Origin of the sequence: Rhizobium sp. CF122 (assembly GCF_000282035.1) — a bacterium.
GTDB lineage: Bacteria > Pseudomonadota > Alphaproteobacteria > Rhizobiales > Rhizobiaceae > Rhizobium.
The window spans coordinates 238,234-257,806 of the sequence record NZ_AKKA01000071.1 but is presented as its reverse complement, the minus strand read 5'-3'; the positions used below and the strand labels follow the sequence as shown (position 1 = coordinate 257,806).

Genomic DNA, 19,573 nt, shown 5'->3' with positions numbered 1-19,573 from the left:
CACGACCGGTGGAGTTTACGCCGGCCTGACGGCGTCCGGATGGGCTGCCTTGAAGGCCGGCAGTGCATTGCACGCATCGGCAATGCGCGCGACGCGGGGAAACGCCGACATTTCGATCCCCCAGCGACGGGCGTTGTAGACCTGCGGCACGATGCAGAAATCGGCCATTGTCGGCGTGTTGCCAAAGCAGAAGCGGCCCGTCGTCGGATTGTCAAGCATCTGCTCGAGTGCGCGTAGTCCGCGGCCCATGAACTTGATCATCCATTCCGTTCGCGCGCCCTCATCGCCGGTAAGGCGGGCGACGTGGGAGACGACGTTGAGGTTGCAGATCGGATGGACGTCCATCGCAACGGCATAGGACAGCGCCCTCACCCGTTGCCGCCCCATGACGGTATCGGGCAGGAACCGGCCTTCTGGTCTTGTCTCGGCAAGGTATTCGATGATGGCCAGCGATTGGGTCAGCGTATGCCCATCGATGCGCAGGCTCGGAACCAAGCCTTGGGGATTGATGTTCAGATAATCAGGATCCCTGTGAGCCGAGGCGAGCAGGTCGATCGGTACGGTATCATAGGCAAGCCCCAGCGTTCGAAGGGCGATGCGGACCCGATAACTCGCCGAGGAACGCCAGTAGTCGTAGAGCACGATCTCTGTCATTGGCGCTCATCCCCACTGTAGCGCTGCACCATCTGCTCGATCGCGCCGAAAATCGATGCACCATGCTTGTCGTTCATCTCGATGCGTACGGTATCGCCGAAGTGCAGGTAGGGCGTCCTCGGCCCGCCGAGCTCGATCGTTTCGATCATCCGGATCTCGGCGATGCAGGAATATCCATTGCCGCCTTCGGCGATGGGCTTACCGGGGCCGCCATCACGCTTGTTGGAGACAGTCCCGGAACCGATGATCGAGCCTGCGGTCAAAGAGCGTGTCTTCGCCGCGTGCGAAACGAGCTGCCCGAAGTCGAATGTCATGTCGACGCCGGCATTGGCGCGGCCAAACGGAACGCCGTTCAGACTGACCAGCAGCGGAAGATGGAGCTTGCCGTCCTGCCAGGCGTCGCCGAGCTCGTTTGTCGTCACGGCCACGGGTGAAAAGGCCGATGAGGGTTTCGATTGGAAGAAGCCGAATCCCTTGGCGAGTTCATCGGGAATGAGGCCCCGCAACGAGACATCATTCACCAGCATCACTAGCCGGATTGCGTTGCGCGCATGTTCGGGCGTCGCGCCCATCGGCACGTCGTCGACAATAACGGCCACCTCGCCTTCCATGTCGATGCCAAAGCTCTCGTCGGCGGCAAGGATCGGATCGCGAGGTGAAAGGAAGCTATCGGAACCCCCCTGGTACATCAGCGGATCGGTCCAGAATGTGCGCGGCATTTCGGCGTTCCTGGCTCGACGCACCAGTTCGACATGGTTCACGTAGGCCGATCCATCGGCCCATTGGTAGGCGCGCGGCAGCGGCGAATGCACAAGCCGTGGGTCAAAGGGCCGGGATGGCTGCGAGCCGGCTTCCAGTCGCTCGGCAATGCGGGCAAGCCTGGGCGCGGTGGCCGGCCAGTCGTCCAGCGCTGCCTGCAGCGTGCGGGCGACCTCGCCGGCATCGGCAAAGCGTGTCAGGTCTCTGGAGACGACGATCAGCCGGCCGTCCCGTGAAGTGTCTTTGAGTGTGGCGAGTTTCATGGGATCTGTCCGAATTCGGCTCACTTAATGCCCGGTGTTCCATCGAAGCGCCTTTCCAGGCCATCCCAGCAATCGATGTAATCGTCCTGCAGCGTCTCCAGTTCAGCCGCATATTTCGTCAGCTGCTGCGGGAAACGGGTCTCGAACATGAACGCCATCGTGTGATCCAGCTTGACCGGTTTCAGTTCCGTGTTGGACGCCTTTTCGAAGCCTGATGCATCCGGCCCATGCGGCAGCATCATGTTGTGCAGGCTCATGCCGCCCGGAACAAAGCCTTTTTCCTTGGCGTCATATTGTCCATGGATCAGGCCCATGAACTCGCTCATGATGTTGCGATGGTACCAGGGCGGTCGGAAGGTGTGTTCGGCAACCAGCCAGCGCGGCGGAAAGATCACGAAGTCGACGTTCGCCGTGCCCTCTTCGCCGCTCGGTGCCGTCAGCACCGTGAAGATCGATGGATCCGGGTGATCGAAGAGAATGGCGCCGACCGGGGAGAAGGTGCGCAAGTCGTATTTGAATGGCGTATAGTTTCCATGCCACGCTACCACGTCGAGCGGCGAATGCCCGATCTCCGTCACATAGAACTTGCCGCACCACTTCACGTGCACCCGGCACGGTGTCTCCTTGTCCTCGAAGGCTGCAACCGGGGTCTTGAAGTCGCGCGCGTTTGCCAAACAGTTGGCGCCGATCGGCCCACGATCCGGCATGGTGAACTTCGCCCCGTAGTTTTCGCAGATGTAACCGCGCCATTCGGGTCCCTCGCCGAGACGCGCGACCTTGAACATCATGCCGCGGGGTACGAGGCAGATCTCCGCAGGCTCGACTTCCATCACGCCCATCTCGGTGAAGACGCTGATGGCGCCGAGTTGCGGAACAATGAGCAGTTCGCCATCGGCATTGAAGAAATAGTCATCGACCATGTCATCGTTGAAGGCATAGGCATGCGCAGCCATGCCGACCTGGGTCATGACATCGCCGGCCGCCGTCATCGTTCGGATTCCGGCAAGAAAGTCCGTGCGCACTGTCGGTGTCGGGACGGGATCCCACCGCAGCTGACCAAGTGGCAAGGAGTGATCGTCGAGACATGGCGCTGATTTCCAGAATGGATAGCGCGCATTGGCAAATCTGCGGGCGTGACGCACGCTTGGCCTGATGCGGTAGAGCCAAGAACGCTCGTTCGTCCCGCGCGGAGCGGTAAACGGTGAGCCCGAAAGCTGTTCGGCGTAGAGACCATAATTGCATTTCTGCGGACTATTCTGGCCCTGCGGCAGTGCCCCGGGAAGCGCCTCCGTCTCGAAGTCGTTACCGAACCCCGGCATGTAAGCGAGCGCGGCGGCTCCGGCCCATGCACGTGGTGCTTCGGTCGTGTCCATGCTTGCATCTCCTCCACTCATATAGTTACAAACGTAACCGTCGATTTTGTAACTATCAAGGAGCGGAACATGGCGGGCGGATTCGAGCTGGACGGCTTCATTCCCTACCGGCTCAACCGGGCATCGGAACTGATCAGCCTGTCATTCGCCCGGCGGTACAAGGAAGAGTTCGATCTGACCCGGCCGGAATGGCGGACATTGGCAGCGCTTGGCAGCGTCGGCGTGATGACGGCAAAGGACGTTGGTGCTCATTCGCACATGCACAAGACGAAGGTGAGCCGGGCCGTTCGCGCATTGGAACAGCGCCACTGGTTGAAGAGAGTTCCAAGCGACATCGACCGACGCTTCGAGCAGATCGAACTCACGGCGCTTGGCCGCCAATACTATCAGAAGATCACACTCCTAGCGGACAAATACCAAGAGACGGTGCGCCTCATGCTCGGCGAAGAGGCGATCCGGCATCTCGATCTTGCGCTCGCGGCGATCGAGGCCTCTGCAGGGCTGCGACGTAAATCGAAATGAACTATGAGCCAGTCAACGGATAGCCCTCGAAGTTCTTCAAGGTATTGAGGACAATCGAGGTCTTCACGTGCTGGACGGATTCGTGCGGTAGAAGCACGTCGTTGACGAAGCGTGAAAGGCCGGCGAGACCACGGGTTGCGACCTTGAGATGATAGTCCATTTCGCCCGTTAGCGCATAGGCCTCCAGGACCTCCGGAAGACCATTGACCAATTGCGCAAAGCGGCGGGCGTTGTCGCGATTGTGCGTCGCCAATGTAACCGAGATGACGACCAGCAGGTTGAGCCCCAACCTCTCCGGATCGAGATTTGCCTGATAGCCGCGAATGAAGCCCTCGGCTTCCAGCCGCGTTCGTCGTCGCGAACATTGCGAGGCTGAAAGGGCGATGCGTTCGGACAGTTCGATATTGGTCAAACGTCCATCGCTTTGAAGCTCGGCGAGGATCTTGAGATCAAATCCATCCAGTTGCTCAGGCATTGTATGAAATGTCCATTATGTGCGTGTTCCGTGCGTATAATTTGACTGACGCGCTCACAATGCAAGCACATTGCATCGAAGCAGGGCCATAATTGCATCAAATTGCTAAGCCGCAGGAGCAGCAAATGGGCCCGTATCCACACGACGCACCGCCGTCTCAGATTACCCCGGACAACCCCGCAGGAACGGATGGGTTCGAATTCGTCGAGTTTGCGCATCCTGAGCCGGAGAAGCTCGCGGAACTGTTCACGCGCATGGGATATCAGGCCGTCGCAAAGCACAAGGCCAAGAACATTACCGTATGGCGTCAAGGCGACATCAACTACATCGTCAATGCCGAACCGGGCAGCCATGCCATGCGCTTCGTCGACGATCATGGTCCTTGCGCTCCGTCGATGGCATGGCGTGTTGTCGATGCCAAGCATGCATTCGAGCACGCCGTTGCCAAGGGCGCGACCCCTTATGAAGGGGATGACAGGACCCTTGATGTGCCGGCGATCGTCGGTATTGGGGGATCGCTTCTCTACTTCGTGGAGCGCTACGGTGCGAAAGGCTCGGCTTACGACCTGGAGTTCGACTGGCTGGGCGAGCGTGATCCGCGGCCAAAGGGCGTTGGCTTCTTCTACCTCGACCACCTGACCCACAACGTCTATCGCGGCAACATGGACAAGTGGTGGGATTTTTATCGGGAACTCTTCAATTTCAAGCAGATACACTTCTTCAACATCGACGGCCGCATCACTGGCCTGATGAGCCGAGCAATCACCTCGCCCTGCGGCAAGATCCGTATTCCGCTCAATGAATCGAAGGACGAGACCAGCCAGATCGAGGAATATCTGAAGAAGTACAAGGGTGAAGGCATCCAGCACATTGCTGTCGGCACCGACGCCATCTACGAGGCGACGGACAGCCTCGCCGAGAATGGCCTTCGCTTCATGCCCGGCCCGCCCGGAACCTACTACGATATGTCCCGCGAACGCGTGCACGGACATGACGAACCGATCGACCGGATGCGCAGACATGGCATTCTCATCGACGGCGAAGGCGTGCTCGATGGCGGCACGACAAAGATATTGCTGCAGATCTTCTCGAAGACCGTGATCGGCCCGATTTTCTTCGAGTTCATCCAACGCAAGGGCGACGAAGGCTTTGGCGAAGGCAACTTCCGGGCGCTCTTTGAATCCATCGAAGCCGACCAGATACGCCGCGGCGTGATCAAACCGGCTGCCGCCTAGCGGTTGACGTAACTGCGAAATCAATGGCCGTCGGGGGCAACAGCCTCCGGCGGTACCGTTTCGAGCAGGTTCTTCCGATGAAAGATAAACAGGCCGGCGACGACGATGATCGTTGCGCCTGTGATCACGTAGAGATCCGGAACGTCGCCGAAGAACAGGTATCCCAGCGCAATTGCCCAGATCAGCAGGCTGTATTGCAGCGGTGCCAGCAGTGACGCTGGTGCGAGCTTGAGTGAACGTGTGATCAAAAGGTGGGCGCAGGAGGCAACGACGCCAAGCGCAAGCATCCCACCGAGTTCGACCGGCGTGGTTGGCTGCCAGGTGCCGATTGCTAGCACCGCACCGACGAGGAGGGCGGCGATCATTTGCCATGTCACGAGCGTCGTGTCGCTGGTGTTGCGCAGATATCGGTTCAGAACCAGGGCCACCGCAAAGGACAGGCTGCCGACAATGCCGAAAAGCGAGGGCAGCGACAACATCGCCGAGGATGGACGCAGCGCGATCACCACGCCGCAGAAGCCGACGAAGACTGCGAGCCAACGGCGCCAGCCGATCCGCTCGTTGAGGAAGAAATGCGAGAGCGCGGCGACATAGATCGGTCCGGCCATATAGAAGGTCATCACGTCAGCGAGCGGCAGGTAGGCGACGGCGGCGTAAAACAGGCCGACATCGAGTGTCGCCAAGAGCACGCGCAGGACCTGCAGCCCCTTCAGCTCCACCCTGACAAGTTGGGCAGGACCTTGCCGAGCGATAAGCGGCCCCAGAATGATGAAACTTCCGAGTGAGCGGATGAGCAGCACCTGCCCGACAGAGAAGTTTGTCACCAGCCACTTACCCATCGCGTCGTTGAGGGCGAAGAGAAAGTCCCCGAGCAGCATCAGAACAACGCCCATCAGTACGAAGTTCTTGAAGGCAGTCGCGGTAGGCTGCGGTTGCATGTCGGAATTCCTGTCGTCGGCCGCCGCCTCGTTGCGGCAGGCGGGGCGTCGCGCATATGGTCGGGGGTGTCAAGTCGTTGCGGAGGCTATTGCGACTTGCCGCGGAGCATTTCGATGATCGCCGAGAAATCGCGGCCGCCGTTCCCCTGTTTCTCGAAAAGGGCGTAAAGCTGCGAAGCTTCCGCCCCAAGCGGCGTCGATGCACCGGTGGAAAGTGCCGCCTCCTGCGACAGCCTCAGATCCTTCAGCATCAGTGCGGCCGCAAAGCCCGGCTTGTAGTCGTTGTTCGCGGGCGACGTCGGCACCGGCCCCGGTACTGGGCAATAGGTGCTGATAGACCAGCATTGTCCCGACGAGGTCGAGGCGACGTCGAACAGTGCTTGATGCGAAAGGCCGAGCTTCTCGCCGAGTGCGAAGGCCTCGCAGACACCGATCATCGATATGCCGAGGATCATGTTGTTGCAGATCTTGGCCGCCTGTCCGGCACCCGCCTCGCCACAGTGAACGATTTTCTTGCCCATGGCTTCCAGGATCGGCTTGGCCTTCGCAAAGGCGTCGTCGGAACCACCAGCCATGAAGGTCAGCGTACCAGCCGCCGCCCCGCCGGTGCCGCCGGAAACCGGGGCATCGAGGGAAAGGCAGCCGGCATTGCTTGCCATTTCGTGCGCCTTGCGGGCGCTATCGACGTCGATCGTGGAGCTGTCGATCACAAGCGTACCGGCGGGAATGGAGCGAAGGATATCAGTCCAGGCGCTGAGCACGTGCTTGCCCTGCGGCAACATCGTCACGACGATCTCCGCATCCGAGACAGCCTGGCTGATATGGCTCGCGGCCGTCACGCCATGTGCTTGCGCGGCCTGCAGGACAGGGGCTGCCAGATCGAAACCCGTGACCTGATGACCCGCCTTGACGAGGTTGGCGGCCATCGGCCCGCCCATGTTGCCAAGCCCGATGAAAGCGATCCTTGCCATGACATTCTCCTATCTGTTGTCTTCCAGGATCATGGCCGCCGCTTTTTCGGCGATCATGATCGTCGGCGAATTGGTGTTGCCCGACGTGATCGTCGGCATCACGGAGGCGTCAGCGATCCGAAGCTTCGCCAGAGCTCTGAACTTCAGACGAGGATCGACGACACTTTCGCGATCCGAGCCCATCCGACATGTTCCGACGGGATGGAAGATCGTGGTGCCAATGTCGCCGGCCGCCTGCGTCAGTTCAGCATCCGTGCGGTAGCTCGGGCCGGGCTTGAACTCCTCCGGATTAAACCGCGCGAATGACGGCTGTGCTACGATTTTCCGCGTCAGGCGTATCGAACGGATAGCTATGTCGCGATCGCGTTCGGTCGAGAGATAGTTCGGGCTGATCGTCGGTTGGGCGGCAAAATCCGGGCTCGCCAGATGCACCGAACCACGGCTCTCCGGCCTCAGATTGCAGACGCTCGCTGTGATGGCCGGGAACGGGTGGACTGGATCGCCGAACTTGTCGAGCGACACTGGCTGCACGTGATATTGAAGATCGGGCGTCTCCTTGTCGGGACCGGAGCGGGTAAAGACGCCGAGCTGGCTGGGTGCCATTGCCATCGGTCCTGAACGCCTGACGAGATATTCCAGGCCGATCGCCGCCTTACCGATGAGCCTTGTTGCCTTCTCGTTCAACGTCGGAACGCCGGTGACTTTGTAGGCCATCCGAAGCTGCAGGTGATCCTGCAGGTTCTCGCCGATGGCCTTCACCTCGATGGCGACCTCGAGGCCCGCATTCTTGAGCACCTCACCGCGGCCAAGGCCCGACAATTCCAGAATATGCGGTGAACCGATCGCGCCGGCTGCCAGGATCGTTTCCCGTGCCGCGTAAGCGCGCTTCGTGGTGCCGCCATGCTTGTAGTCGACACCGGTGACGGCGCCCTCCTCGATCACCAGCCGGGAGACCTGAGCCTTTGTCAAAACTGTCAGATTGCCTCGTCGCATGGCAGGACGCAGGAATGCCTTGGCGGTGTTCCAGCGAATGCCGGACCGTTGATTGACGTCGAAGTAGCCTGATCCCTCGTTGTTGCCGGTGTTGAAATCCGGGCTTTCGGGAATGCCCGCCTCCTTGGCGGCGGCCTGGAATGCATCGAGTACCGCCCAGCGCACGCGGGCTTTTTCCACGCGCCACTCGCCGCCTGTGCCATGCAGCTCGTTTTCGCCACGATAGAAGTCCTCCGATTTGCGGAAAAACGGAAGCACCTCGTCCCAGCTCCAGCCGGTGCATCCCATCTGTCGCCAGAGATCATAGTCGCGCGCCTGGCCGCGCATGTAGATCATGCCGTTGATCGAGGAGCAGCCGCCGAGCACCTTGCCGCGCGGATAGTTGAGCGCGCGTCCGTTCAATCCATCCTGTGGCGCGGTCGTGAAGCACCAGTCGGTGCGCGGGTTGTTGATGCAATAGAGATAGCCGACGGGGATATGGATCCAGTGGTAATTGTCGCTGCCGCCAGCCTCCAGCAAAAGCACACGCGTGTTCCGGTCTTCGGACAGCCGGTTGGCGAGGACGCAGCCGGCGCTGCCGGCGCCGATGATGATGTAGTCGAAGCGTTCCATGCGAATGCCACCCCGCGGGTTAGCGGCGGTAGACGAAGCCGAGTTTCCGACCGAGGCGCGATGCGTAGAACTCACCGATGATGCCGCGGCGGAATATCAGCACGCAAATCATGAATACGATGCCGGTGATGATCGTCACGGGAAATTCTGATGTCGCCAGATAGTTTTCGAGCGTTACGACGAGGCCAGCGCCAAACAGCGGGCCGATCAGCGTGCCGATGCCACCAAGCAGGGTCATCAGGATCACCTCGCCGGACATCTGCCAGGCAACATCGGTCAAGGTCGCGAACTGGAAGACCAGCGATTTCACCGCGCCGGCCAGGCCTGCAAGAGCGGCCGACATCACGAAGGCGCCAAGCTTATAGCGGGCGACGGAATAGCCGAGCGATATCGCCCGCTGCTCGTTCTCGCGGATCGATTTGAGGATCATTCCGAATGGCGAATTGATGAAGCGCCAGATGATTAGAATGCCGGCGACGAAGACGGCCAGCACGAAATAATACATGTTGGTCGAATTATTGAGATCGAGGAGGCCGAACAAATGGCCGCGCGGCACGGATTGGATTCCGTCCTCGCCATGCGTGAACTCCGATTGCAGGCAGAAGAAGAAGAACATCTGCGACAAGGCCAGCGTGATCATGGCAAAGTAGATGCCTTGGCGGCGGATCGCGAAAAAACCCATAATGAGACCGAGCACGGCGGCACCGGCTACACCGACCACGATGCCGAGCTCCGGCGAAAATCCCCATTCCTTGACGGCATGGGCCGTGAAATAAGCCGCTCCGCCGAAGAAGGTCGCATGGCCGAACGACAGAAGGCCAGTATAGCCGAGCAACAGATTGAAGGCGCAGGCAAACAGCGCAAAGCACAGAAGCTTCATCAGGAAGATCGGATAGAAGAAGAATGGCGCCAGCAGCAGGAGCAGCAGGCCGATGATGAGGAAGGCGGCCTGCACCGAAAGGGCGGTGCGGCTCTTTTCCGGTCTCATCGTTTCAGTGATCTCTGTCATCGTCATGCATCCCGGCCGAAGAGGCCCGCAGGCCTGATGAGAAGAACAATCGCCATGATGACGAAGATCACGATGTTGGAAGCTTCGGGATAGAAGACCTTGGTGAGACCTTCGGCAATACCGAGTACGTAGCCGGTGATGATCGCCCCCATGATCGAGCCCATGCCGCCGACCACGACGACGGCGAAGACGACGATGATCATGCTGGAGCCCATCAGCGGCGACACCTGATAGATCGGTGCGGCCAGCACGCCCGCAAAGGCCGCGAGACCGGCTCCAAGCGCATAGGTCAATGTCAAGAGGACCGGCACGTTGACGCCGAATGCCTGGACAAGGGTCGCATTCTCGGTGGCGGCCCTCAGATAGGCACCGAGCTTCGTCTTCTCGATCAGGAGCCAGGTGCCAAGGCAGACGACAAGCGACACGACCACGACCCAGCCGCGATAGATCGGCAGGAACATGAAGCCGAGATTGACCGCACCGGCAAGAGCGGCGGGTTGCGCATAGGGCTGCCCGGAAGAGCCATAAAGGTAGCGGAAGGTGCCCTCCACGGCGAGTGCGAGCCCGAAGGTGAAGAGCAGGCCGTACAGCGGATCGAGGTCGTAGAGCCGGCGAAGGAACAGTCGCTCGATCACCGCGCCGGCAAAGCCGACAATGACGGGCGCCAGGATCAGCGACGGCCAATAGCCGATGCCGGCGTAAGCAAGCAGAAGGTAGGCGGCGAAGGCACCGAGCATATACTGCGCGCCGTGCGCGAAATTGATGACCCGCAACAGACCGAAGATAATGGCGAGCCCGAGACTGAGGAGAGCGTAGAACGAACCGTTGATCAGGCCGATCAACAATTGGCCCATGAACGCCTGCAGGGGAATGCCGAAGATCATCGTCATCAGATCACACTCCCAGAACCTTGTGCAACGTATCCATCCGATCGGGTAATTCGCCCGCCGGGAACTCTGACACCATCTGTCCGTGGTCCATAAGATAGAAGCGATCGGCGATCCGGCTAGCGAAGCGGAAATTCTGCTCGACGAGCAGGATTGTCATGCCGCGTTCCTTCAGTTGCTTCAGGACTTCGCCGATGCGCTGGACGATGACGGGCGCAAGCCCCTCGGTGGGTTCGTCAAGCAGGAGCATGCGAACGCCGGTGCGCAAAATGCGGGCAATCGCCAGCATCTGCTGTTCACCGCCCGACAGCTTCGTGCCCGGACTGTTGCGGCGTTCGTAGAGATTTGGAAACAGCTCGTAGATTTCGTCGACGGTCATGCCGCCGGAGGCAACGACCGGCGGCAGCATCAGATTCTCGGACACCGTCAGCGTCGCGAATATGCCCCGCTCCTCCGGTACGAAGCCGATGCCCCGGTGTGCCGTCTTGTGCAACGGCACATGCATCATGTCCTCGCCGGCAAAAGTCAGCTTGCCCTTGCGGGCGCGCACGATGCCAGTGATGGTGCGCAGTGTCGTCGTCTTTCCGACGCCGTTGCGGCCAAGGATGGTAATCGTCTCGCCTTCGGCGATACGCATGTTGACGCCGTGCAGTATGTGGCTTTCGCCATACCAGGCGTTGAGCCCCTGGACTTCCAGAAGTGTCGTCATCAACCCTCCTCTGAGCCCATGTAGGCCTGGCGCACCCGCGCATCGGCGCTGACCGTCGCGTAATCGCCCTCGGCAAGGATTTCTCCACGCTGCAGCACGGTCACATGCTGGCAGATGTTTGCGACGACAGACAGATTGTGCTCGACCATCAGAACGGCGCGGTCGCGCGCCACTTCACGGATCAGCGCCGAGACAACGCCCACATCCTCGTGCCCCATGCCAGCCATCGGTTCGTCGAGCAGAAGCACCCGTGGATCAAGGGCAAGCGTCGTTGCGATCTCGAGCACACGCTTGCGGCCATAGGAAAGATCAGCCGCGATCGCGTCACGCTCCTTGGAAAGACCGACTTTCGCCAGCAGCTGTTCGGCGCGAGCGTTCAACTCGTCAAGGGCCGAAAGCGGGCGCCAGAACTGCGTCGACAGGTTGTTTGGCCGCTGCAGTGCCACGCGGACATTGTCGAGAACGCTCAGGTGCGGAAATACTGCCGAAATCTGGAACGACCGCACCAGCCCCATGCGCGCGACCTTGTCAGGCGCCGTTTTGGTGATGTCCGTGTCCATCAGCGTGATCGTACCGGCAGTGGGCTGCAGGAACTTCGTCAGCAGGTTGAAGACCGTGGTCTTGCCCGCGCCGTTGGGGCCGATCAAGGCGTGCACACTCGCATCGTGAACATCCAGATCGACATTCTTGACGGCGGTGAAGCCGCCGAAATCGCGGCGCAGGCCACGGGCGGAGAGCACCACCCGCGGCATCGCATTTGATTGTGTCGCGGAAACCGCCATCGGTTCAGTTCACCAGGGCGCAGCCGCTCTTGGCGGGATCGATATAGGCTTCCTTGCCGGGGATGGTCGCCAGCACGTTGAAGTAGTCCCACGGCTCCTTGCTGTCGGCCGGTTTCTTGACTTGAAGTAGGTACATGTCATGGATCATGCGGCCGTTCGGGCCGACCGTACCGCCGCGCCCGAAGACGTCATCGACCGGCATTTCATGCAGTTGCCTGGCAACGGCATCGGTGTCGTCGGTACCGGCCTTCTGGATCGCCTTCAGGTATTGAAGCACGGCCGAGTAGGTGCCCGTATGGACCATGTTCGGCATCCTGCCTGTTCGGGCGAAGAACTTCTTGCCGAACTCGCGGCTCTTGTCATCGAGGTTCCAGTAGTAGCCTTCGGTCAGCGTCAGCCCCTGTGCTGCATCGAGGCCGAGGCCATGGACTTCGGCCAGCGTGAAGAGCAGTGCCGCCAGATGCTGGCCGCCCTGGGTGATGCCGAATTCGGCTGCCTGCTTGATGGCGTTGGAGGTATCGAGGCCGGCATTGGCAAGGCCGATCACCTTGGCACCGGAGGACTGGGCCTGCAGCAGGAAGGATGAGAAATCCTGGTTCGACAGGGGATGGCGGACGGAACCAACGACCTTGCCGCCGGCGGACTTGACGAAATCGCTCGTCTGCTGTTCCAGCGAATAACCGAATGCGTAGTCGGCCGTAAGGAAGAACCAGCTGTCACCACCCTGCTTGACGAGTGCGCCGCCCGTGCCGACGGCGAGCGCATGCGTGTCATAGGCCCAGTGGAAGCCATAGGGCGAGCAAGCCTTGCCGGTCAGATCCGTGGTCGCCGCACCGGTGACGATGTCGATCTTCTTCTTTTCCTTCGCAATGGCCTGAACCGCGAGCGCTACGGATGAGGTGGTCAATTCCATGATCGCGTCGACCTGCTCGGTGTCGTACCATTGACGAGCGATGTTGGAGGCGATGTCGGCCTTGTTCTGGTGGTCGGCATCGACGATCTCCACCGGTACGCCGAGCACCTTTCCGCCGAAATCCTCGACAGCCATCTTGGCTGCTTCGACGGAGGATTTGCCGCCGAAATCGGCATAGACACCGGACTGATCGTTCAGGATGCCGATCTTCACCTTGCCGTCCGATGCACCATCGGCGAGTACGGCGGTACTGCTTGCAAGCAGAAATGCCAGCGACGCAATGAGATTCTTTCGCATATTCCTCTCCTCCCAGAGATTGGCCAGAATGCGGATCTGTTCAAATTTGGCCAGCCACCCTCCTCAAAGCCGCCAGCCCATCCCTTACGATCATGGAATTGCACTAATCAGGCAAGGCCGCTTTACAACTAATTCCAAACAGTATCTGTTCGTTTTTGAACAGAAGCGCTGTTCTGTCGCGGCTCCGGCCCAATGAATGCAAATCGTTAGGGTGCTTTCGTTGGAACCTAGGGCAGACCGCGGCGAGGTGCAGCCTGTGCCGTATTAGACGAAAGACCAATATGGCGCGGCCAAGCGATGCCAGGGCCGGCAGGGGGCTCGCATGAACAATCCGCCGCAATTCACGTGGGACGACCTGCAGTTCTTTCTGGCGGTTGCTCGCACCGGGCAGCTGTCGACCGCCGCGCGGCAATTGCGCACCAGCCATGCGACGGTCTCGCGTCGCATCGACCGGCTGGAGTTTGCTCTCAAGGTCAAGCTCTTCGAGCGCAACCCGCGCGGATACGTGATGACGGCGATGGGCGCGCGCTTCGTCGAGACTGCCGAGAAGATGGAGCAGGAAACAGAGCGGCTGCGTGCCGATCTGACCGACGGCGCAACGATGCAGCGTGGGGTGGTGCGGCTCAGCGCGCCGGAGGGCTTCTCCAATTTCTTTTTTGCGCGCGTGCTGCCGCAGTTCGTGGCAAGCCATCCCAATTTGTCGCTTGAGTTGGTGACGATCCAGCAGATCATGTCGCTGTCGCGCAAGGAGGCCGATATCACTGTCGTTCTCGATGAGCCGAAGGGCGGACCATACTTCTCAGACAAGCTCACCGACTATCATCTCCAGGTCTATGGCTCAAAGGAGTACCTGCGCCGGAGCGCGCCCATTGCCTGCCGCGACGACCTGTTGGATCATCCGTTCATCAGCTACATCGAAGAAATGATTTTCGCGCCCGGCCTCGACTATCTCGGCGACGTGCATCCGCGCATCAAGCCGCAGTTTCAAAGCTCGAGCATCTTTGCGCAGCTGACGGCAACCCGAAACGGCCTCGGGCTTTGTGTGCTTCCCTATTTCTTCGCCAGTCGCTACCCCGAACTCGAACGGGTCCTTCCCGACGACATCGATCTCAGGCGGCACTACTGGATCACCTGTCATCGTGACCTTCGCCAGTCGCCACGGGTGCGGGCGGTCATCGATTTCCTGCGCGAAGCGGTCGTCGGCGAGGATGTCAGGTTCATTCCGCCATGGGCGAAACGGTAGGTGACGTCGAAATCTCGTGGCGAGTTGACCCTTCCAACCTGCGGGTCTATGCCCGAAGGATGATGCACCCAGCAGGGGAATGAGGAGGAATGACCATGCAGCATACCCGCGAGATCTTCGACTGGGCCGATCCGTTCCGGCTGGTGGAGCAGCTTACGGACGAGGAGCGCATGGTGCAGGAGACGGCGCACGCTTATGCGCAGGACAAGCTGGTGCCGCGCGTGCTCGAAGCCTTCCGTCACGAGAAGACGGATCCGAACATCTTCCGCGAGATGGGTGAGCTTGGGCTGCTTGGACCGACGATCGCCCCGGAGTATGGCGGGGCGGGCCTTGGCTACGTTGCCTATGGCCTGATCGCCCGCGAGGTCGAGCGCGTCGACAGCGGCTACCGCTCGATGATGAGTGTGCAGTCGTCTCTCGTCATGGTGCCGATCGATGCCTTCGGTTCGGAGGCGCAGAAACAGAAATATCTGCCAAAGCTTGCGACCGGCGAATGGATCGGCTGCTTTGGCTTGACCGAACCCAACCACGGCTCGGATCCGGGCTCGATGGTGACGCGGGCAAGGAAGGTCGATGGCGGCTATAGCCTGTCGGGCGCCAAGACCTGGATCTCCAATGCCCCGATCGCTGACGTCTTCGTCGTCTGGGCCAAGACCGAGGACGGTGTCATCCGCGGCTTCATCCTGGAGAAGGGCTGGAGGGGCCTGTCGGCGCCGGCGATCCACGGCAAGGTCGGTCTGCGCGCCTCCATTACCGGCGAGGTGGTGATGGATGATGTCTTCGTGCCGGAAGAGAACCTGTTGCCGAACGTGTCCGGCCTCAAGGGTCCGTTCACCTGCCTGAACTCGGCCCGCTTCGGTATTGCATGGGGGGCGCTTGGCGCTGCCGAGGACTGCTATGCCAAGGCGCGCCAATATGTTCTGGACCGCAAGCAGTTCGGCCGGCCGCTCGCCGCCAACCAGCTGATCCAGAAGAAGCTTGCCGACATGATAACGGAAATCTCGCTCGGTCTGCAGGGCTGCATCAGGCTCGGCCGTATGAAGGAAGACGGGCACCCGCCGGTGGAGCTGACCTCGATCGTCAAGCGCAATTCGTGCGGCAAGGCGCTCGACATCGCGAGGCTTGCCCGCGACATGCTGGGCGGCAACGGCATATCCGACGAGTTCGGCATTGCCCGCCATCTCGTCAATCTCGAGGTCGTCAACACTTATGAGGGCACCCACGACGTCCACGCCCTTATCCTCGGCCGCGCCGTCACCGGCATTGCCGCCTTTGCGAATTGAGCCGTATCGACCATCGCGCAAATTGAAACCTGCGCGACAATGTGCCAGCCTCCCATGACCGCGATTAAATTGTGCGCGGCATGGGGGATTGCACATGTTTTTGTTTCTTGCATTTCTGATTGGAATGATTGCGGGGCTCAGAGCGATGACGGCGCCGGCTGCTGTTGCCTGGGCGGCTGCTCTCGGCGGGTTTGACGTTTCGCAGACACCCCTTGCCTTTATGGGATATCGCTGGACGCCGTGGGTGTTCACGCTGCTTGCTGTCGTCGAGTTGATTACCGACCAGCTGCCATCGACCCCGTCCCGCAAGGTTCCCATGCAGTTTGCGGCCCGCTTGATAATGGGCGCGCTGACGGGTGCCACGATCGGCGCTTCCGGCGGCTCGTTGGTCGGCGGGCTCATTGCGGGTGTCGTCGGCGCCGCGGTTGGCACGTTCGGCGGAGCGGCGGCTCGTGGTAAGCTTGCCGCCGCCTTCGGCAAAGATACACCGGCAGCGCTGATCGAGGATGCGGTTGCGATCATCGGCGCGCTCATCATCGTGGGAGCTGTGTGATGCCTGGTTTTGACGCCATCGTCATCGGGGCCGGCCAGTCCGGTCCCTTCCTCGCCGCCCGCATGGTCGCGACGGGCATGAAGGTGGCGTTGATCGAGCGCAAGTTCCTCGGCGGCACCTGTGTCAATGCCGGCTGCATGCCGACCAAGACGCTGGTGGCAAGTGCCCGCGCCGCCCATGTGGCGCGACGCGGTGCGGACTTTGGCGTGGTGATCCCGGGTGGCGTGGGCATCGACATGTCGGTGGTGCGCAAGCGTGCTGAAACCGTGACGATGGACGCCCGCAACGGCCTGATCAACTGGTTTGCCGGCATGGACGGCATGACCGTCATCTATGGGCATGCCCGTTTCGAGGACGCCCATACCGTGACCGTCAACGGCGAGACGCTGACGGCCCCGAAGATCTTCCTGAATGTCGGCGCGCGGCCGACCATTCCCGATATGCCCGGTATCGGCGATATCGATTATCTCACGAGCACCTCGATCATCCATCTCGATACGCTTCCCGCGCATCTGACGATTATCGGCGGCAGCTATATCGGGCTTGAGTTCGCGCAGATGTATCGCCGTTTCGGGGCCGAGGTGACGGTGATCGAGCGCGGCCCGAAACTTGCCTCGCGCGAGGATGCCGATGTCTCCGACGCGATCGCCGATATCCTGCGCTCGGAAGGCATTGGCGTGCACACGGATGCCGACGGGATCGGATTCTCAAAGACGGCCGATGGGATCGAGGTCAGCATCGGCAATGGTCAACCGGCAATCGAGGCGAGCCACGTGCTTGTTGCCACCGGACGCACGCCGAATACCGATGACCTTGGTCTCGACAAGGCTGGTGTCGTTACCGACAGCCGTGGCTACATCACCGTTGACGACAAGCTTGCCACCAATGTCGAGGGTATCTGGGCGCTCGGCGATTGCAACGGCCGCGGGGCCTTTACCCATACATCCTACAACGATTTCGAAATCGTCGCCGCCAACCTGCTCGACGGCGAGGACCGCAAGCTCAGTGACCGCATCCTCGCCTATGCGCTTTACATCGATCCGCCGCTCGGCCGTGTCGGCAAGACCGAGAAGGAAGCGCTCGCCTCCGGCCGCAAGATCATGATCTCGACCCGGCCGATGAGCCGGGTCGGCCGCGCCAATGAGCGTGCCGAGACCATGGGCTTCATGAAGGTGATCGCCGACGCTGAGACACAGCAGATCCTGGGCGCTGCGATCCTTGGGATCGAGGGCGACGAGGCGATCCACGGTTTCATTGATGCGATGAATGCCAAGGCCCCCTACCCGGTGCTGAAATGGGCGGTGCCGATCCATCCCACGGTGTCTGAGCTGATCCCGACACTGCTCGGAGATTTGAAGGCGGTTTAGCCTGCAATCGCCGCTGTCGCGCGGACACGTCTTCGCCTTCACGCGATCCTTTTGGCTCGTGACTTGATCCTGCATTTCGCTCGGACGGGGCGCTGGAAATTGCCTCGCTGGAGTAAAACAATATGGCGCTTCCCAACGCCCCGTTCGGCGGTTTGTGCCCGCAACTCCGACCTCTCTTTATCCGCCGGCCGACGCTTTCGCGTCTCCGGCAGCCTTGTGTGCCGCACAGGCACGTCCGGGGCGACACTCGACGCAACATTCGCGCCACGCCGCCGTCCCCGAGAGAGATCATTTTCTGCGAGCCCCGAATGCGGAAGCTTACGTCCTTCTTCCGCATTCGGCGCCGATCCCGTCTCGTCGCAACGCCTTGCGGTGTATCCGCGACGGGACGATCTCAGTATGGCAGCGATCTGCGCGGCGTGGACAAAAACAGTTCTAACCGGTTGATGACGTTGGAGGCGCCATGCGGGCTTATCCTCCACCTGCGGGCGTTCAGTCAGCGTTTGCGACTGCAAGATCGTCGTCGAACGCCGCCAATATGCTATAGGCTGCCTTTACTCGCTCGCTGTTTGGATAGTTCTTGTTTGCGAAGAGGGCGATCCCGATGCCCTTGGATGGGACGAAGGCGACATAGGCGCCGAAGCCGCTGGTCGACCCGGTCTTGTTGAAAAGCACATCCTTTACCGGCGGCCGTGGCGGCGACAGCTTCTCGATCTCGTTGGCTTTCAGGGCCATGTCGGCCGAGTTACCGGCCAAAAGCTGGTCGAGGGTTGTTGGATAGGCGTACATTCCCAGCCGAGGCCCTGGGTCATGCCGCCAACCTTGTAGTAGCCCGTATGGGTCGTGGCGATCGCCGATTGCAGGGTCTTGTCGAGATCGGAGCCATCCATGTTGGCTTCGATGAAGCGGAGCATGTCGCTTGCCGACATCTTCACGCCGTAGGCCTCCGAATCCAGGACTCCAGGCGAAACGCGAATGGCCTTGCCGGTTTTTGAATATCCATAGGCATAGTTCGCGTCGTCGGCTTTCGGAACCGCAATGAAGGTGTGGCTGAGGCCAAGTGCCGGAAACAGCTTCTGCTGCATCAGATCATCGAAGGGCCAACCCATGGCCTTTGCCGCGGCATAGCCGAACAAGCCGATGCTCGGATTGGAATAGACGCGATGGGTTCCCGGAGCATAGGCCGGCTTCCAGTTCTTGTAATAGCCGACCATCGCCTTGTGGTCGGTCACGTCGTTTGGAAACTGCAGCGGCAGGCCACCTGCCGTGTAGGTTCCAAGGTCGAGCAAGGTGGCTCCGGCAAGGTGGCTGCCGGCGAATTCCGGAAAATACTTGCTCGGGCTGTCGGTGAGCGAAAGGTCGCTGCTGGCCTGAGCGTAGCCTGCCAGGGTTGCGGTGAACGTCTTGCTGACCGAGCCGATTTCAAACAACGTCGCGTCGGTAACCTTCCGACCACTCGCCTTGGACGCGACGCCGTAATTGTAGACGTATCGCTTTCCCCCGACCGTGATGGCGATCGACATGCCAGGAATATTGTTCCTCGCCATCAGAGGGACGGCTACCGCATCGACAACGCGGGCAAGCTCATTCTGGCGTTCGGCCGCATGCGCACCGGCGCCGAGAAAGACTGAAGCGGCGGTGAGTATACCAAGTGTGGATTGCGGAATATTTCTCATAGCAGATACCGTGCCTCGGGTTCGTGGAATCGCCGTGGTCTCTTCGCCGCGGCTAGGAC

18 protein-coding genes and 1 pseudogene are annotated in these 19,573 nt (G+C 60.6%); 6 read left to right on the top strand and 13 right to left on the bottom strand.

All coding sequences use genetic code 11. The annotated features are described in order from the left end of the window. Positions 1–15: 15 nt before the first annotated feature. Genes maiA through hmgA form a run of 3 tightly spaced genes read right to left on the bottom strand, consistent with a single transcriptional unit; the run spans position 16 to position 3,049 of the window. Positions 16–654, bottom strand: coding sequence for a maleylacetoacetate isomerase (maiA, locus tag PMI09_RS15085; RefSeq protein ID WP_007795529.1), 639 nt, complete (start codon positions 652–654; stop codon positions 16–18). Then, positions 651–1,676 (bottom strand): fumarylacetoacetate hydrolase family protein, encoded by a 1,026-nt coding sequence (locus tag PMI09_RS15080; protein WP_007795526.1) that lies wholly within the window; start codon positions 1,674–1,676, stop codon positions 651–653. The genes maiA and PMI09_RS15080 overlap by 4 nt, the downstream gene beginning before the upstream one ends. Positions 1,677–1,696: 20 nt before the next feature. Then, the gene (gene hmgA, locus PMI09_RS15075; protein ID WP_007795523.1) at positions 1,697–3,049 is read right to left on the bottom strand and encodes a homogentisate 1,2-dioxygenase; all 1,353 of its coding nucleotides are present in this window, start codon (positions 3,047–3,049) and stop codon (positions 1,697–1,699) included. A 69-nt stretch (positions 3,050–3,118) separates the two neighbouring features. Here hmgA and PMI09_RS15070 point away from each other — a divergent pair, with 69 nt between their 5' ends. Beyond that, positions 3,119–3,571, top strand: coding sequence for a MarR family winged helix-turn-helix transcriptional regulator (locus PMI09_RS15070; RefSeq protein WP_007795521.1), 453 nt, complete (start codon positions 3,119–3,121; stop codon positions 3,569–3,571). Between the two features lies 1 nt (position 3,572). Here the strand turns inward: PMI09_RS15070 and PMI09_RS15065 are convergent, their stop codons facing one another. Next, positions 3,573–4,046, bottom strand: a complete 474-nt coding sequence (locus PMI09_RS15065) for an Lrp/AsnC family transcriptional regulator (RefSeq protein WP_007795518.1) — start codon at positions 4,044–4,046, stop codon at positions 3,573–3,575. A gap of 125 nt (positions 4,047–4,171) precedes the next feature. Here PMI09_RS15065 and hppD point away from each other — a divergent pair, with 125 nt between their 5' ends. After that, on the top strand, positions 4,172–5,281 hold the full coding sequence (gene hppD / locus PMI09_RS15060) for a 4-hydroxyphenylpyruvate dioxygenase (RefSeq protein WP_007795516.1): 1,110 nt from the start codon (positions 4,172–4,174) through the stop codon (positions 5,279–5,281). A gap of 20 nt (positions 5,282–5,301) precedes the next feature. Here the strand turns inward: hppD and PMI09_RS15055 are convergent, their stop codons facing one another. From PMI09_RS15055 to PMI09_RS15020, 8 genes are all read right to left on the bottom strand, one after another. After that, positions 5,302–6,219, bottom strand: coding sequence for a DMT family transporter (locus PMI09_RS15055; RefSeq protein WP_007795514.1), 918 nt, complete (start codon positions 6,217–6,219; stop codon positions 5,302–5,304). 86 nt (positions 6,220–6,305) lie between these two features. Continuing rightward, positions 6,306–7,190 carry a 3-hydroxyisobutyrate dehydrogenase gene (gene mmsB / locus PMI09_RS15050; protein ID WP_007795511.1) on the bottom strand — a complete coding sequence of 295 codons (885 nt, stop codon included), beginning with the start codon at positions 7,188–7,190 and terminating at the stop codon, positions 6,306–6,308. Positions 7,191–7,199: 9 nt separating this feature from the next. Further along, positions 7,200–8,795, bottom strand: coding sequence for a GMC family oxidoreductase (locus PMI09_RS15045; RefSeq protein ID WP_007795507.1), 1,596 nt, complete (start codon positions 8,793–8,795; stop codon positions 7,200–7,202). Between the two features lie 19 nt (positions 8,796–8,814). After that, positions 8,815–9,804 carry a branched-chain amino acid ABC transporter permease gene (locus tag PMI09_RS15040; protein ID WP_007795504.1) on the bottom strand — a complete coding sequence of 330 codons (990 nt, stop codon included), beginning with the start codon at positions 9,802–9,804 and terminating at the stop codon, positions 8,815–8,817. Positions 9,805–9,806: 2 nt separating this feature from the next. Beyond that, positions 9,807–10,694 (bottom strand): branched-chain amino acid ABC transporter permease, encoded by an 888-nt coding sequence (locus PMI09_RS15035; protein WP_007795501.1) that lies wholly within the window; start codon positions 10,692–10,694, stop codon positions 9,807–9,809. Positions 10,695–10,698: 4 nt separating this feature from the next. Then, on the bottom strand, positions 10,699–11,400 hold the full coding sequence (locus PMI09_RS15030) for an ABC transporter ATP-binding protein (protein WP_007795498.1): 702 nt from the start codon (positions 11,398–11,400) through the stop codon (positions 10,699–10,701). Then, positions 11,400–12,182 (bottom strand): ABC transporter ATP-binding protein, encoded by a 783-nt coding sequence (locus PMI09_RS15025; protein ID WP_037083150.1) that lies wholly within the window; start codon positions 12,180–12,182, stop codon positions 11,400–11,402. Before PMI09_RS15025 ends, PMI09_RS15030 begins: the two co-directional genes overlap by 1 nt. Before the next feature lie 4 nt (positions 12,183–12,186). After that, a complete protein-coding gene (locus tag PMI09_RS15020; RefSeq protein WP_007795493.1) occupies positions 12,187–13,392 on the bottom strand; it encodes an ABC transporter substrate-binding protein in 1,206 nt (401 codons plus the stop codon). Between the two features lie 322 nt (positions 13,393–13,714). Here PMI09_RS15020 and PMI09_RS15015 point away from each other — a divergent pair, with 322 nt between their 5' ends. From PMI09_RS15015 to PMI09_RS15000, 4 genes are all read left to right on the top strand, one after another. Next, a complete protein-coding gene (locus tag PMI09_RS15015) occupies positions 13,715–14,635 on the top strand; it encodes a LysR family transcriptional regulator (RefSeq protein ID WP_007795490.1) in 921 nt (306 codons plus the stop codon). Between the two features lie 95 nt (positions 14,636–14,730). Further along, positions 14,731–15,918 carry an acyl-CoA dehydrogenase gene (locus tag PMI09_RS15010; protein ID WP_007795487.1) on the top strand — a complete coding sequence of 396 codons (1,188 nt, stop codon included), beginning with the start codon at positions 14,731–14,733 and terminating at the stop codon, positions 15,916–15,918. 94 nt (positions 15,919–16,012) lie between these two features. After that, positions 16,013–16,471, top strand: a complete 459-nt coding sequence (locus PMI09_RS15005; protein ID WP_007795484.1) for a hypothetical protein — start codon at positions 16,013–16,015, stop codon at positions 16,469–16,471. Continuing rightward, the gene (locus PMI09_RS15000; RefSeq protein WP_007795481.1) at positions 16,471–17,838 is read left to right on the top strand and encodes an FAD-containing oxidoreductase; all 1,368 of its coding nucleotides are present in this window, start codon (positions 16,471–16,473) and stop codon (positions 17,836–17,838) included. Before PMI09_RS15005 ends, PMI09_RS15000 begins: the two co-directional genes overlap by 1 nt. A gap of 492 nt (positions 17,839–18,330) precedes the next feature. Here the strand turns inward: PMI09_RS15000 and ampC are convergent. Then, positions 18,331–19,514, bottom strand: a pseudogene (gene ampC / locus PMI09_RS14995) (class C beta-lactamase). Between the last annotated feature and the right edge of the window lie 59 nt (positions 19,515–19,573).

Excerpts from the sequence above, each read along its gene's own strand:
- maiA (WP_007795529.1), bottom strand. The coding sequence starts at position 654 with ATGACAGAGATCGTGCTCTACGACTACTGGCGTTCCTCGGCGAGTTAT.
- PMI09_RS15080 (WP_007795526.1), bottom strand. The coding sequence starts at position 1,676 with ATGAAACTCGCCACACTCAAAGACACTTCACGGGACGGCCGGCTGATC.
- hmgA (WP_007795523.1), bottom strand. The coding sequence starts at position 3,049 with ATGGACACGACCGAAGCACCACGTGCATGGGCCGGAGCCGCCGCGCTC.
- PMI09_RS15070 (WP_007795521.1), top strand. The coding sequence starts at position 3,119 with ATGGCGGGCGGATTCGAGCTGGACGGCTTCATTCCCTACCGGCTCAAC.
- PMI09_RS15065 (WP_007795518.1), bottom strand. The coding sequence starts at position 4,046 with ATGCCTGAGCAACTGGATGGATTTGATCTCAAGATCCTCGCCGAGCTT.
- hppD (WP_007795516.1), top strand. The coding sequence starts at position 4,172 with ATGGGCCCGTATCCACACGACGCACCGCCGTCTCAGATTACCCCGGAC.
- PMI09_RS15055 (WP_007795514.1), bottom strand. The coding sequence starts at position 6,219 with ATGCAACCGCAGCCTACCGCGACTGCCTTCAAGAACTTCGTACTGATG.
- mmsB (WP_007795511.1), bottom strand. The coding sequence starts at position 7,190 with ATGGCAAGGATCGCTTTCATCGGGCTTGGCAACATGGGCGGGCCGATG.
- PMI09_RS15045 (WP_007795507.1), bottom strand. The coding sequence starts at position 8,795 with ATGGAACGCTTCGACTACATCATCATCGGCGCCGGCAGCGCCGGCTGC.
- PMI09_RS15040 (WP_007795504.1), bottom strand. The coding sequence starts at position 9,804 with ATGACAGAGATCACTGAAACGATGAGACCGGAAAAGAGCCGCACCGCC.
- PMI09_RS15035 (WP_007795501.1), bottom strand. The coding sequence starts at position 10,694 with ATGACGATGATCTTCGGCATTCCCCTGCAGGCGTTCATGGGCCAATTG.
- PMI09_RS15030 (WP_007795498.1), bottom strand. The coding sequence starts at position 11,400 with ATGACGACACTTCTGGAAGTCCAGGGGCTCAACGCCTGGTATGGCGAA.
- PMI09_RS15025 (WP_037083150.1), bottom strand. The coding sequence starts at position 12,182 with ATGGCGGTTTCCGCGACACAATCAAATGCGATGCCGCGGGTGGTGCTC.
- PMI09_RS15020 (WP_007795493.1), bottom strand. The coding sequence starts at position 13,392 with ATGCGAAAGAATCTCATTGCGTCGCTGGCATTTCTGCTTGCAAGCAGT.
- PMI09_RS15015 (WP_007795490.1), top strand. The coding sequence starts at position 13,715 with ATGAACAATCCGCCGCAATTCACGTGGGACGACCTGCAGTTCTTTCTG.
- PMI09_RS15010 (WP_007795487.1), top strand. The coding sequence starts at position 14,731 with ATGCAGCATACCCGCGAGATCTTCGACTGGGCCGATCCGTTCCGGCTG.
- PMI09_RS15005 (WP_007795484.1), top strand. The coding sequence starts at position 16,013 with ATGTTTTTGTTTCTTGCATTTCTGATTGGAATGATTGCGGGGCTCAGA.
- PMI09_RS15000 (WP_007795481.1), top strand. The coding sequence starts at position 16,471 with ATGCCTGGTTTTGACGCCATCGTCATCGGGGCCGGCCAGTCCGGTCCC.